Genomic DNA, 13,955 nt, shown 5'->3' with positions numbered 1-13,955 from the left:
GAATCCATATGAAACGTGCTGTACTGACTTTAGCCATCATCAGCTCTTTAGCCGCTTGCGTATCCGCACCAACTGGCCCAACGATCGCAATCATGCCGCGCGAAGGGAAGCCTTTTGAAGTCTTTCAGCAGGATGATCAACAGTGTCGTGATTTTGCTGCGAATGCAATTAAAGATACTAGTAATGCAGCGCTCAAAGAGGGTGCGACTAGTGCAGCCATTGGTGCGGCTTTAGGTGCAGCAGCGGGTGCAGTGATTCAGGGTGGAAGTAGCCAGAACATTGGTACTGGTGCAGGCATTGGCTTGCTCGGTGGTGCCGCTATGGGTGCCATGAATTCTTCTGGCAAACAAAATCAAGCTCAAGTTCAATACAACATTGCCTACCAACAGTGTATGTATTCCAAAGGGAATCAGGTTCCTAGCTATCCAACTCAAAACTTTGGAAGCAGTAGTAATAATGGATACAACATTCCACAAGGCAAGCCATCAATGCCGCCGAATGGTTTCAAGCCAATTCAGTAAGAAACCAATCCAGTAAACCTGTTTACTGGAATTGAATCTCGACTAAACCTCAACTGGCGGATGCGTTTTCTCAAAGCGTGCCGCCGTTCTTCTAAAGAGGTAGAGCAAGAGGAGTGCAGCTAATCCTAGGCTCATACTGTTACCAGCCCAAAAGCCGTTAGCACCCTGTAAGAACTCTGGTGTATTGCCAAAAACATTAAAGCCCATCAAGTAGCCGCCCCCAAGTCCCACACCCCAAAGTGAGCCGGCATAAATGACCATTGGCCAGAAGGCAATCCGATAGGCTCGCAGTATGAAAGCTGCTGTAATCTGCAGGGCATCAAAGACTTGATAAAAGGCGATAAACAAAAAGAGTGGAATGGAAAATAATTTCACTTCTTCTGGCGGATCGTATAACTCCAGAAGCTGCACTCTAAAAATCCAGACTGCGATACCAATCACAACACACAAAGTGGTTGTGAAGAATACCGAGGACCACCCAATTTCCTCAGCACGTTCTTGTTTATCGGCGCCAATCGATTGAGATACTAAGGTCATTGTCGCAATCGACAGAGATAGTGGCACCATATAAATTACAGTTCCCATATTAGCCACAATTTGATGGCCAGCTAAAGCAGTAGTGCCTAGCCGCGCAATAAAGAGTGACATGAAAGTAAATGAGGTCACTTCTATTAAATAACTAAAGCCAATAGGCGCACCCAATTTCAAGAGTGTCCAGATGCGATGCCAGTCGGGCCAGCTAAAGCGTGCAAAGATCTTAAATGGCCTGTAAAAGCCATCAAAGAGCACAAAGCCCAGAGTGATGATGAGCCAAAACCAATTGATGATGACAGTAGCTACTGCGCAACCTGGGCCGCCCATACCTTCAATGCCCAGGCCACCATAAATAAATAGGAGATTGAGCGGGAGCTTTAAGCCTAAGCCAATCAGTTGCACCACGGTAATCACTGCTGGCCTGGAGACAGCGTTGTGTAATGCCATGAGAACCCGCATTGCCATGCTTGCTGGTAAGCCAATAGCAAGAATATTGAGATACAGCTTCGCTTTACCTTCAATATCTGGTGTGACTTGGGAGATTTGCAGAAGAAGATCGGCATTGAGCAAAATGGCGCCACCCAATACAGTCAGACCTACTGCTAGCCAAGTGGCTTGACGCACTTCTTCACCAATCTCGCCATAACGCTTGGCACCAAAGAGTTGCCCTGCAATTGGGGCGAGGGCAGAGATGACGCCAGTTAGACCAACATAGATGCTGATAAAGATGGCGGAGGCCATTGCTAAGGCAGCCAAGTCATCAGCGGAGTAGCGTGCAGTCATAGCGGTATCTAAAACACCAAAGGTAATGACTGCAAGCTGACCAATCAGTAGGGGACCAGCGAGTTTTAGTAGAGAGGGAATATCCTCGCGCAAACGCGATAATTTAAAGTGCAGCACGTTTTATTCTTTACCAGCAGGGGTAATTTGATAGAGGCGCAGGCGCTCATCTCGGTCAGATGCGCGGCGATCTTCCCAAAGTAATTCTATTTTCTTTTTGTTGAGGCTAGCGTAAGCCTTAGCCTCTGAGGAGCTGTGTGTCAGCATCAGATTGCAGCTAGGATCATCTCGTAGTGGAAGCTTGGTGAAGTAACTAAACGAAGCTAACTGTGCTGGACCTAGATTGCTAGTATCGATACACCCTGGTGTGTTGGCAATCATTTGCACCAGACGATCAGATACATCGCGATAGGTCTTTGCATAGTTAATTGTTGGCAACCAAAGCGTCATCAATAAAACCCACATCAAGGTGGTTCCAGACGCAGAGATAATCAGGCAGCGCCAGATTTCTTTTGGAGCGCGCGATGTTCTCCAGCGCACAATCGCTAACCACACACCAGTAATGATGAGGGCAATCACAAAACCAAAGTAATCAAACTGCGCCTGAAAGCCTGGCAGCAGTCTTGCTAAATTGGCGGCTGTCGATTCTGGAAAGCCAGTCACTTTTGCAAGCCAAATAATCCAAATGGCCAAAGCGATCATGGTGAAGCTAAACATCGCAAACCAATCGATAAAGCTGATGAGGTTACGCTTGAGTATTGGCAGGCTAAATGCAGCGATGATCGACAGGCTCGGAATCAAAATGATGAGGTCATGTTCATTCGCCTCAAGGCGGAAGAGAACATAAATCAAGCAACCAATAAATACACTTAGCGGAATGCACAGATGCGGCGCACGCCATTGACCCGCTTCTTTGACTCGACCCCAGTGGGCAAGAGAGATGATGGCTAGCGGCCAAACTGGCCAAGCGTAAGCCCAGAAGTTAACGCTCAAAAATCCGAGGGATTCAATGGAAGGCGTTGCACGCATCTCTGGCATATTGCGCCAGCCTTCTTCGGCTATATGACGCCACTCTGGAGTGATGTTACCTAGGTACCAAAGCGCGGGCCAAATCGCAAAACCAATCAAGCCTAAAACTGTACTAGTTAAAGTCCAACGAAAGCGTAATTTCGCATTACTCGCAATCACCGCAATGATGGTGGAGCTGACAACAATTAAGCTAAGTGTGAGATTGCTGGAGAGTGCAACAATCGCAATGCCAAGACCAGTCCATAAGCCACCTTGCCAAGGCTTATCTAAACCTCGCACTGTGCCATACAAGACAATGCTGATGCCCATCAGTTGAGCCATCATTGGTGTAGTCTCATGTGCACGTTGTGCAAGACCGACGCAAGCCAAGAATATCAATAGCGCGCCATCAGCCAGAGTCATGCCATAGTTTTTACGACCAGGCTGACCGCCCACCGCTAAGACCATGGGCTGAACTTCTTGACGACGACCTAATAGGTAAGTCGCATACCAAATAGCGAGAGCAGCAGCGAAGAAGCAGATTGCTGCATAGAGACGTGCAGCATTGGCCATTCCAATCAAAGGACCAAAGAGATCCATGAGGGTGGCACCTAGCCAGTAAGGAAAGGGTGCGCCCAGGGAAACATCGCGTCCTGCAAGATGCGGAACAATCCAATCGAGTGCTTTGCCGCTTTGCAAAGTCCACATGCCACCAAATCCGATGGCGTCTTCATTCTTCCAAGGATCGCGTGCAAAAAGACCGGCAAAACCATAGACCAAAGTCAACGCAAAAATAATGATGCGTGGAATAGAGGTGGTAGCAGCGGCAGTGAGTTTGACCATAGAAAACTAGCAATAAAAAAGGCAGCAAACGCTGCCTTGATTATCTCGCAGGGGAGGGTGAATACTGAATATCCAAACCCCAGCCCCTTTGTAGAGTAAGTCTATTACTTCTTCTTAGCTGGCTTTTCAGCAGCTTTAGCTTCTGCAGCGGCAGCTTTTTTCTCAGCCGTTTTAGCAGCGCCATCACCGGTAGCTTTAGCAACAGCTTTAGTACCGAATTTCTGACGGAATTTCTCAACACGACCGGCAGTATCCATAATCTTCTGGGTGCCAGTGTAGAAAGGGTGTGACTCAGATGAAGTCTCGATCTTGGCCAATGGATACTCATTGCCATCTTCCCACTTGATTGTCTCTTTAGTAGACATAGTGGAGCGAGTCTTGAAGCTGAAGTTATTAGAAACGTCTACAAAGACGATTTCACGATATTCGGGGTGAATGCCAGGTTTCATTATTAAGTCCTATTAGCAGGCAGCCGTTTAGGTCCAAAGACCCAAATACTTACCCAGTTAAATGCAAATTATTAAAGCGGTAAAAGCGAAATTATGCCATGAAATCAACAACAAAGCCCACTTTTACCGACTCTGAGAGCCTAAATTAACCGCCCTTACGCATTAAATCGAAGAATTCACCGTTATTTTTGGTGGATTTGAGCTTATCAACAATGAAGTTCATTGCCTCGATATCGTCCATATCGGCTAACAATTTACGTAAAACCCAGATTTTCTGGAGGTTTTCAGCTTTAACCAGCAACTCTTCACGGCGCGTACCGGACTTGTTGAGGTTAATCGATGGGTAAACACGGCGCTCAGCCAAACGACGCTCAAGGTGTACTTCCATATTGCCGGTACCTTTGAACTCTTCGTAGATCAGGTCATCCATACGGCTACCTGTTTCAATCAAGGCAGTAGCGATGATGGTGAGTGAGCCACCTTCTTCCACGTTACGCGCTGCACCGAAGAAGCGCTTTGGACGTTGTAATGCGTTGGCATCCACACCACCAGAGAGCACTTTTCCAGATGAAGGAATCACGGTGTTGTAAGCACGAGCAAGGCGGGTAATCGAGTCAAGCAGGATGATGACGTCTTTTTTCATCTCCACTAAGCGCTTGGCTTTTTCAATCACCATCTCAGCAACTTGTACGTGACGCACCGCTGGTTCATCAAATGTAGAGGCAACCACTTCACCGCGTACAGAACGCTGCATTTCAGTAACTTCTTCAGGACGCTCATCTACCAACAATACGATCAAGATCGCATCTGGGTTGTTTGCAGAGATCGCATGCGCAATGTGCTGCATCATCACGGTCTTACCGGATTTAGGTGAAGACACGATCAAGCCACGCTGGCCATAGCCAATCGGGGAGATCATATCGATGATGCGGCCAGTTAAATTCTCTTCAGCCTTGATATCACGCTCTAATTGAACAACGCGATTTGGATGCAAAGGCGTTAAGTTCTCGAACATGATGCGGTTCTTTAAAGCCTCTGGAGGCAAACCGTTGATCTTGTCTACCTTAACCAGGGCAAAGTAACGCTCGCCATCTTTAGGGGTACGAACCTCGCCTTCAACGCTATCACCCGTATGCAGGTTAAAGCGGCGGATCTGAGCAGGGGAGATGTAGATATCGTCCGGAGAAGCCATATAAGAGGCATCTGGGGAGCGCAAGAAACCAAAGCCATCAGGCAACACTTCCAAAGTGCCGTCACCGAAAACGGATTCACCTTCCTTGGCGCGTTTCTTGAGGATGGCAAACATCAACTCTTGTTTGCGCATACGTTGCGTATTTTCAATCTCCAGGCTGGCTGCCATTTCAAGCAGAGCGGATACGTGGAGGACTTTGAGTTCAGATAATTGCATGTGGTTCTCGGGTGTAGATAAGGATGTAAATGTGTTTTGAGGTATCGCTGTCTAGACGAACATCAGACAGATTGGAAAAACAGAATTTTGGGGAGTTTGCTAAAAAAGAAGGGGGAGGGAAATTACTGGGAATCTTGCTAGAAATCGGAGCACTGAAAGTGCGATGAATTAGATACTACACTAAAAACAGCTAAAAACCACAGGCTCACCCAGTGAACCTGTGATCTTGGACTATTTACAGATGACTATCAATAAATGCAGTCAGCTGGGATTTAGCCAAAGCGCCTACTTTTTGAGCAGCAACAGTGCCGTTCTTAAAGAGGATCAATGTTGGGATGCCACGAATATTGAACTGGGCAGGAACGCCTTGGTTCTCATCTACGTTCATCTTTGCGATTTGGATCTTGTCGCCATACTCACCAGCCAGCTCTTCAAGGATAGGGCCGATCATCTTGCAAGGACCACACCACTCAGCCCAGAAGTCGAGGAGAACAGGTTTATCGGACTTGAGAACGTCTTGCTCGAAAGAAGCGTCAGTTACATATTTGATGCCGGCACTCATGAAAATTCCTTAATTAGTCTTATTTAGTTTTATATAGTTATTGCACTACAACGCTTATATTAGCAATAAGCCACACTTTCTGCCTAAATTCTCATAATCCGCTCACAAAATAACCCAAAAGCCAGCCCTAGACACACCACCCCACTCAGCATGTCGCACCCATTTCCAACCCTAAAAGAGCAAAAGCAGCCACATGCTTGGGCAATAGCGCCTAATGCCAGTGCCCTGAAATCGCTTGCCGAGGGTATTTGGGATTGTGCGATGCAAACAAAGCGGCGCCCCTTAGTGGTTCTGAGTACTGCGGGCCCATTAATGGGGGTGAGAGCCGCCCTAGAAAAATATCGACCTAAAGACCTGCCGAGTCATATTGCTTTCTTACCCCAGGTGATGAGTTTTAACGATTGGCTAGAAGCGGCGCCAGGTGCATGGAGATTTCCTAAAAAGCAAACCGATTTAGAGCGTTGGTTATCGGTGTACATCAATCTACGCAAACACAAAATATTGCAAAGCTGGTTTAAGGCCGAGAGTGAAGCTGGAGCTTGGGGTTTGGCACAAGCGGTGATCGATGCATGTGATTTATTGTCAGAGTCGGTTGTGCCACTGATGCAAGGTGAGATCAATTCCCTAGCGCAAAACCAAGCTATGGATACAGAGTTGTGGGTTAAAAAAGTAGAAACACTATTGGATCAAGCGATTGCTAAGGCCTATGTTGGTTTATCTCGTCAGGTCGTTGATCAAGAATCCACCGTTTTATTGGCGTTCTGGCGTTACCTTAGTAGTCCTGGTGATCCTGTCATGCGCAAGCATCTCGCATTAGCCGCTCATCTGCAAGCTGCAAGCACTAATCAATCTGTAGCAAGACCTTTGATCTGGGTGGAGACGGCTGGTCCCAAACCAATTGATCAAGAGTTGATGTCTCGGTATTTGCATGAGTATTCACAGTGTGCGCCCGTTATCAATATTGGAATGGATTGGCATTCAGTGGCGCTGTGGTCTGAGGCCTTAGCTGGGCAAGATGCTGAAGGGCAGCTTCAAGCAGTAGATGGCGAAGAGCAGACCCTTATTGATCGCAACATTCAAGCAAGCTTTCATGATGGTTGGAAGTTGCTAGCCGCTAGACGTTTTGAAGAATTAGCTTGGGCGGCTGCCAAATCAATTGAAGCCCATTTAGTTGCAGGTAAAACTAATATTGCTTTAGTTGCACAAGATCGTTTAGCTGCAAGAAGGGCGCGAGCATTGTTGTCGCGCTTTGGTCCAAGTCTGCGTATTCGTGATGAGACCGGTTGGAAGCTCTCGACCACCCGTGCCGCAGCATCGCTCAATAGTTGGTTGGAGTTGATTCGCTCTCCTAAGGAGGGGCCTAGTGCAAGTGCCTTACTGGAGTTTTTGCAAAACCCATTTTTTGATCTTGCTCATACCTTACATAAACCATCAGAAGCTTGTGTCAGTCTAGTTGCTCAGCTTGAAGATATATTGATTGCAAGCCAAGCAAAGTCAGGTTGGGAAACCTTTCGGATTGCGATTGAGCGAGCTAATGCCTATTCATCTCGTGGCACCGTACCCCATGAATCACTCTTAGAGTTACTTACGTTATTGCAAAGACATCATGCGCAGTGGTTGGAGCTCAAGCTTGATTGTGAAAATGCTTATGCACTCCTGCAATCTAATTTGCAATCCATGGGGATGGCACAAGAACTTGAAAAAGACTCCGCTGGTAAGCAATTACTCGAAGTACTCAAGACCTTTGATTTGGGCGCAGGAGCTTACCGACAGATCAGCATGCGTTTGCCAGAATGGCTAAGCCTACTCAAGACGATTATTGAAGAGGCCTCCTATCAAGAGGTGGGTCAGCAAGCTGAGGCTACTTTAAGCATTCTGCCTCTGAGCTCAACACGCTTACGTGAGTTTGATGCCGTTGTCTTAGTGGGTTGCGATGAGCAACAGTTACCAGCGTTTTCTGAGCCGCCATTATTTTTCTCGGATACGCTCAATCGTTTACTAAAAGCCTCAACTCTTACGGCGCAATATATTCAGCAGGCTAGAGATCTCTCGCAATTACTGATTTCTTGCCCACAAGTCGATTTGCTTTGGCAAAGTAAAAGCAAAAGCGGTGAACCACTCAGACCATCAGCTTGGATTAGTCGCCTACGCACGCAACTACTAGATTGGCCGATATTAGAGGCGAAGCCTGATACGTATTCAAGCCTGTCAGACCCACTGCAAGAAGCGGTTACAACGGTGAGCCCAGATATTGCTTTGCCGATCAGCATGTCTCCTAGTGCTTATAAAGCATTAAGAGATTGTCCTTATCGTTATTACGTGCGTAGCATCTTGGGTTTGCGTAAGGCCAAAGAATTCGAAGAGGGTTTTGATGCCTCATTGGCTGGGCAGGTTTTACATGCTTTACTAAAGAACTTCTTCCAGGCATTAAAAACAGAAGAGCAAAAACCCCATTCGAGTATTCATCAAGGCGAAGATGCTCGTCGTGAGTGGATGCGTGAACATCTCACCAAGTATTCAGAAAAAGAGTTTGAGCGCTTGATCAAGGGTGATGCCAGAGTCACGGGTACTTTGCGTGATTGGCAAAAGCAGATTCCTAGTTTTGTAGAGTGGCAACTCCAGCGCGAGGCAGAGGGTTGGCAGTATCACGATGCCGAGTTGCCTGTTGGATTCATGGTGACGTTGACTGATCCAGATGGCGTGCAAAGAGAGATTGAGATTGCGGGGCGCGCTGACCGCTTTGACATCAATACCAATAATTCCACTGTCGCAGCAGTGATTGATTACAAAAACCAAGGCATTAACAAAATCAAGAAGCGGGCAGATCATCTCTTAGATGATCCTCAATTACTAATTTATGCCCGAGCTGTTAATGAGAATGCCATCGCAGCGCATCTTCCTGGTCGTAACATTGAGCAAGCCGAGTGGGTGTCCTTAAAAGCAGATCTGAAGAAAGCCGAGGACAAGATTGTTAGATCCTATCCGGTTGAGCAGATGCCAGAGATGATGGCGCAATTTTCAGAGCAACTCAGCGATGATCTCCAAGTCTTATGGGCACGCAAGCCCATGAAAGCGTTTGCGCCTGATAGCGTTTGCCAGTATTGCGAAGCCAGAGGTATCTGCAGGAAGGGGATGTGGTGAGCGATCAGTTTGATTACGCCATAGCCTGCAATCCGAATCACTCGGTAATTGTTTCTGCTTGTGCAGGCAGTGGCAAGACCTGGCTCTTGGTTGCTCGCATGGTGCGTTTATTGCTAGCTGGTGCAAAGCCCCAAGAGATTTTGGCGTTGACCTTTACCCGTAAGGCCGCCCAAGAAATGCGTGACCGTCTATACGGATTGCTAGAACAGTTTTCCAATATGACTGATGAGCAACTTATTCATGAGCTCAAGATCAGGGGTTTGGATGATGCGGAAGCAAAGAAATTATTACCGCAAGCAAGAGCGCTATATCTCAAAGTATTAATGAGTCCTCAATCGATAGTGATTGATACCTTTCATGGATGGTTTGGAAAACTTCTCGGAGCGGCGCCAATCTCCGCAGAAGTCCAGCCTGGATTTAATCTTCGTGAAGATGCTAAGCGCTTGCAAGAAGAGTGCATGCAAGATTGGTGGGGCGATTTACCTGCTGATCTTAAAAAACACTATGACGTGTTACTCAAAGAGTTTGGAGCCTTTGAAACTGACAAGTTTTTGATGGGTAATTACAGTCTCTTTAAGCAAAGGGGCGCTTGGACATTTTTCTTGGTTTCTTGCAAGGCTAAGGGCATTAGTCCAGTCGATGCATTAGCGCAATGCTTACCCCATTTATCTTTGCCAAACCCGCTAGAAGAATTTTGGCGACGCCCTGGCACTGCAGAAGATTTACAAGTGATGCTCGATTGCTTCAGTAACGGTACTGCTACTCAAAAGAAAAGGGTGCCGCTGATTCAGAAGGCGATCTCGCTTCACGCGGCAGAAGGCTCTGTCATGGAAATTGCAGGTACATGGCAAAGCTGCTTCTTAACCCAAAAGCGCACTCCAGCAGACGATATCGCCAATATGTCCTCACCCATGCAGAAGTATCTGGCTGCGACTGGTGGCGACCCGATGCAGATCACCTCCATACGAAATGCTTGGGTAGACGCCTATCAGGCATGGTTTCCTTGGCAGAATGATCAAGATGCTGATGCAATCAACACTGCTTGGTTTGCAATGAGTGAAGTTATGCTGGGTCATATGCAAAAAGCAAAAGAGTCCATGCGTGTGCGTGACTTTGATGATTTAGAGATTGGTGTGAGCCAGTTAATGGCTGATCCGTCTAATGCTGCTTATCTTCAAGCAAGACTAGATGCCAAGTACAGCCACATTCTGATTGATGAGTTTCAAGACACTAATCCGCTGCAATGGCAGATTCTGCGATCCTGGCTCGAAGGTTATGGACAAGATGGCTCTCGACCTAGCGTCTTTATTGTGGGGGATCCGAAGCAGTCGATCTATCGTTTCCGGCGTGCTGACCCCAGACTATTTACTAGTGCCAAGAAGTTTTTGGAAGCGACCATGCAGGCTAGGTATTTGGAGAAGAACACCACCCGCAGAAATGCCGACGCAATTAACAAGGCCGTCAACAGCATCTTTTTATCCCAATCTCTTCCTGCAAGTTACCAATTCTCTAAGCAGAGTACAGATTGGAAGCCGCCATTGGAGGGTATGGCTGAACCAGAATATGCTGTCAAAGGCGAGGCGATGTTATTGCCACTGATTGAGCGCAAACAAGAGGATCAGGCTGAACGCACCGGTAGTGCTTTGGATAATCCGATTGAGGATTTGGGGCTGACTGTTGGAGTGCAACAGCGCTATTGGGAGGGTCAACAGGTAAGTCGTTTGATTCATCATGTTCTGGCAACACGCCAAGTAATTGATAAAACAGATGGCAAAGAGTATTGGCGTCCAGCAAGGGCTAGTGACTTTATATTGCTCGTCAAACGCCGAGCCTATTTGCCGCAATTTGAGCGAGCACTGCGCGAAGCGGGCTTGGCTTACGACAGCTCCCGCTTGGGTGGCCTCTTAAATACGCTAGAGATCGATGACTTAATTGCCTTACTTACTGTCTTAGTATCCCCAAGGCATGACTTGCCACTAGCGCAGGTGCTACGTAGCCCCATCTTTAGTTTTACTGAGCAGCAAATGCAGTCGCTTAGCAGTCATGTAGGTGATATCCAAAGTCAACACCAAGCTCAAATTTCATCATCTTGGTGGGATGCCTTACAGAGTAGCGTCGATGCGCCCATACAAAGGGCAGCACGCTATTTAGAGCGTTGGAGGAGTCTAGGTGAAGTCTTGCCCGTACATGACTTGCTTGATCTCGTATATCAAGAGAGTGATTTACGAGTCAGTTATGCAGTGGCCTCTCAAAATCTCGCGCGTGCACAGGTGTTAGCTAATTTAGATGCATTCTTAGAGCTTGCCTTAAATCAAGACGGTGGTCGCTATCCGAGCTTGAGTCGCTTTATCGAAGAGATTAATGCGATGCGACGAGGTGATGATGACGAGACTCCGGATGAGGGTGATGTAGAGGCTGAGGCTGATGACGATATTGGTGAAGTAGATCTCGACAGTGAGATGTCTGAGGAGGATCAGCACAAGCGCGTGCGCTTAATGACAATTCATGGGGCTAAGGGCTTAGAGGCCCCATTTGTCATCATGCTCGATGCTAACCATACGGAGTGGAGGGCACCTAATCGCGGCGTACTGCTCGATTGGTCGCCAGACGAGACTAGTCCAAGCCATCTTTCTTTATATACCGCAAAGTCTTTGACGGAGAAGCGTGCAGCAATCTATGAAAAAGAGAATGAAGTCAGTGAGAATGAAAATTGGAACGTCCTCTATGTAGCGATGACTCGTGCACAGCAAGGCTTATGGATTAGTGGTGTTCAATCTCATATCAAAGACGGTATTAGCCAAAAATCTTGGTATGGCAGAGCGCTTGCGGCAGGCATGGAGACATTGGATATGACCCAGTTGGGTGAGCTGCCGCTTCACGGTCAGGAGAAGCTTGATTCCAGCGGTTGCGAACCATTCCAAATAAATCATTTTCAATTGTCATGGGATGCAGCTAAACAAGCCCATCAAGAAACCATTGCCAATATTGAAAGCGGTGCACTAGCTATAGCTGAAAAGGCAAGAGAGCAAGCGCAATCGGTAGAGCAACCCGACCCAGAAATTTTGGAAGAGGGTGCCCATTTCCATAAACTGCTGGAATTCTTAACTGCGCACTCAGGTAGTCAAATAACCAGCCCAATGCCAAGCGAGCAAGAGCTCATGAATTGGTTAAGCATTGATCAAGAGCACGCCAAAAAACTGACAGAGCGTGTGCAGATAGTGATGGATGCACCCAAACTGAAACCTTACCTCACAGAAAATCAGTGGGTACAGGCTTGGAATGAAATTGATGTTGTTAGCCTAGAGGGAAAGAGCTTTCGCTTAGATCGCCTAGTGGAGTTTGATGATCACTTAGCTATCCTCGATTACAAGCTCACAATCCCAGAGGTGGGCAGTGAGGCATATAACAAGTACAGCGTACAACTCAATAACTACAAACAAGAGTTGGGCAGAATTCGGCCGGATAAGCCGGCTAAGGCCTACTTAATCTCTGCTTGGGGTGAGATCGCCGAGATATCTTAGGGTGTCCAGACCTTTTGATCTTTGGATTTTGCTAGTTTTACCCATGCATCTTGCTGTCTTCAATTAGACTTACTCCTTCGATAAAATATTTACTAAAATTAATACCATTACTTAGAAGAGTTTGGCGCAATGACAGAAGGTTTAGTAATAGGATCACTGTTGGTATTGGGCGGCCTAGTGGTGCGCTATATGCAAAAGCACCCCTTTTATCGCTATAAAACCCAAAAATACAAAGAGCGCTATCAATCTAAATTGCATGACGCTCTAGAGCATAGAAGTGATAGTTCTGGTGCATATTGGTTCTCGCGTGCCATCGCAGACTATATCTTTGATTTTGGGCAGCGCACCTACCATGACTACCATGTAGAACAATATGAAAAGCGCGCTGAGTCAGAAATCCCCCATCTTTACCATCTGCGCATTGAAGAGCCGAGCACTTTGTGTCAGCACCTAGTCGAGCGGGCAGTAGAGATGAAGGTTCCAGCCACCGTTTTTGGTATGCATATGCGCGTTTTATGGAGGGGCTACTTGGTACCAGTAGGCCGCATCACCCCCAAAAATATCCAGAGCATTCCGGGTTCTGCAGCCTATTACGCGGAGTTAAGCAATTTGCCGGCCTCAAAAGAAGATGTGCAGCGCTTTATGGAAAAGACCGAGGAGTCGTAGTCAAGCTGCAGGCTTCAAAAAAGTAGACTCATAAAGAGGCCGTCGCTTTTGCTCGAAGGGTAGATCCCTATTAATTTTGATATTCTTCTGGGCTATGCTCAACCCAACTTTTATACAAAATATTAAAAAATGACAAATCGTTTAATTCTTGCTGTATTTCTTTTGGGTTTGCTTGGTGGTTGCTCTACACCACGGGTAATTGAAACAACCAAACTGTCTGATAGAGATTTGTCTTGCGAGTCTTTAAAGGACGAATTTAAGCGAGCTGAGGAAGCTAAAAAAGAAGCTGAGGATGTAAAAGGTGTGACAGGCACAAATACCGCAGCCGCAATTTTCTTCCCTATTGGCATTATTGCCACCTACAGTAATGCCAACGAAGCTATTGCGGCAGCCGATGCAAGAATGTCAAGATTGGCTGATCTAATGGATAAGAAAAATTGCAAATAGATCTTGGCTTATCAAGAAATATAAAAACCACCTTCGGGTGGTTTTTATTTGCTTAGCTTTCCTAGGTTGCGGATG

At 46.8% G+C, this 13,955-nt stretch carries 10 protein-coding genes; 5 read left to right on the top strand and 5 right to left on the bottom strand.

The window, feature by feature from the left end:
• The first annotated feature begins 8 nt into the window (after positions 1-8).
• Positions 9-521: a hypothetical protein gene (locus tag FD975_RS06060; protein ID WP_215301053.1), complete on the top strand. Its 513-nt coding sequence runs from the start codon at positions 9-11 to the stop codon at positions 519-521.
• Positions 522-563: 42 nt separating this feature from the next.
• On the opposite strand, the gene FD975_RS06055 is transcribed toward FD975_RS06060, so the two are convergent.
• The 5 genes from FD975_RS06055 to trxA all read right to left on the bottom strand — a co-directional run bounded on the left by FD975_RS06055 (position 564) and on the right by trxA (position 6,105).
• On the bottom strand, positions 564-1,955 hold the full coding sequence (locus tag FD975_RS06055) for an MATE family efflux transporter (protein ID WP_215301051.1): 1,392 nt from the start codon (positions 1,953-1,955) through the stop codon (positions 564-566).
• 3 nt (positions 1,956-1,958) lie between these two features.
• Entirely contained in the window at positions 1,959-3,686 is a 1,728-nt protein-coding gene (locus FD975_RS06050; protein ID WP_215301049.1) for a glycosyltransferase family 39 protein, read from the bottom strand.
• Positions 3,687-3,790: 104 nt separating this feature from the next.
• Positions 3,791-4,135: a type B 50S ribosomal protein L31 gene (locus FD975_RS06045; protein ID WP_015421284.1), complete on the bottom strand. Its 345-nt coding sequence runs from the start codon at positions 4,133-4,135 to the stop codon at positions 3,791-3,793.
• Positions 4,136-4,280: 145 nt separating this feature from the next.
• The gene (gene rho, locus FD975_RS06040; RefSeq protein WP_015421283.1) at positions 4,281-5,543 is read right to left on the bottom strand and encodes a transcription termination factor Rho; all 1,263 of its coding nucleotides are present in this window, start codon (positions 5,541-5,543) and stop codon (positions 4,281-4,283) included.
• Between the two features lie 235 nt (positions 5,544-5,778).
• On the bottom strand, positions 5,779-6,105 hold the full coding sequence (gene trxA / locus FD975_RS06035; RefSeq protein ID WP_062309025.1) for a thioredoxin TrxA: 327 nt from the start codon (positions 6,103-6,105) through the stop codon (positions 5,779-5,781).
• Positions 6,106-6,255: 150 nt separating this feature from the next.
• On the opposite strand from trxA, the gene FD975_RS06030 reads away from it, so the two are divergent.
• The 4 genes from FD975_RS06030 (at position 6,256) to FD975_RS06015 (ending at position 13,880) form a co-directional block, all read left to right on the top strand.
• Positions 6,256-9,246 carry a PD-(D/E)XK nuclease family protein gene (locus FD975_RS06030; RefSeq protein ID WP_215301048.1) on the top strand — a complete coding sequence of 997 codons (2,991 nt, stop codon included), beginning with the start codon at positions 6,256-6,258 and terminating at the stop codon, positions 9,244-9,246.
• Positions 9,243-12,767, top strand: a complete 3,525-nt coding sequence (locus tag FD975_RS06025; protein ID WP_251371146.1) for an exodeoxyribonuclease V subunit beta — start codon at positions 9,243-9,245, stop codon at positions 12,765-12,767. The genes FD975_RS06030 and FD975_RS06025 overlap by 4 nt, the downstream gene beginning before the upstream one ends.
• Positions 12,768-12,896: 129 nt before the next feature.
• Positions 12,897-13,433 (top strand): hypothetical protein, encoded by a 537-nt coding sequence (locus FD975_RS06020; protein ID WP_215301046.1) that lies wholly within the window; start codon positions 12,897-12,899, stop codon positions 13,431-13,433.
• A 129-nt stretch (positions 13,434-13,562) separates the two neighbouring features.
• Entirely contained in the window at positions 13,563-13,880 is a 318-nt protein-coding gene (locus FD975_RS06015; RefSeq protein ID WP_215301045.1) for a hypothetical protein, read from the top strand.
• Positions 13,881-13,955: the final 75 nt, after the last annotated feature.

It is taken from the genome of Polynucleobacter sp. AP-Jannik-300A-C4, assembly GCF_018688335.1.
GTDB lineage: Bacteria > Pseudomonadota > Gammaproteobacteria > Burkholderiales > Burkholderiaceae > Polynucleobacter.
Note: the sequence above shows the minus strand (reverse complement) of the source record. Positions and strands in the feature narration are given on the sequence as shown.

Bases quoted from the DNA above. Each gene is read 5' to 3' on its own strand.
- FD975_RS06030 (WP_215301048.1), top strand. From the start codon at position 6,256: ATGTCGCACCCATTTCCAACCCTAAAAGAGCAAAAGCAGCCACATGCT.
- FD975_RS06045 (WP_015421284.1), bottom strand. From the start codon at position 4,135: ATGAAACCTGGCATTCACCCCGAATATCGTGAAATCGTCTTTGTAGAC.
- FD975_RS06050 (WP_215301049.1), bottom strand. From the start codon at position 3,686: ATGGTCAAACTCACTGCCGCTGCTACCACCTCTATTCCACGCATCATT.
- rho (WP_015421283.1), bottom strand. From the start codon at position 5,543: ATGCAATTATCTGAACTCAAAGTCCTCCACGTATCCGCTCTGCTTGAA.
- FD975_RS06015 (WP_215301045.1), top strand. From the start codon at position 13,563: ATGACAAATCGTTTAATTCTTGCTGTATTTCTTTTGGGTTTGCTTGGT.
- FD975_RS06060 (WP_215301053.1), top strand. From the start codon at position 9: ATGAAACGTGCTGTACTGACTTTAGCCATCATCAGCTCTTTAGCCGCT.
- FD975_RS06020 (WP_215301046.1), top strand. From the start codon at position 12,897: ATGACAGAAGGTTTAGTAATAGGATCACTGTTGGTATTGGGCGGCCTA.
- trxA (WP_062309025.1), bottom strand. From the start codon at position 6,105: ATGAGTGCCGGCATCAAATATGTAACTGACGCTTCTTTCGAGCAAGAC.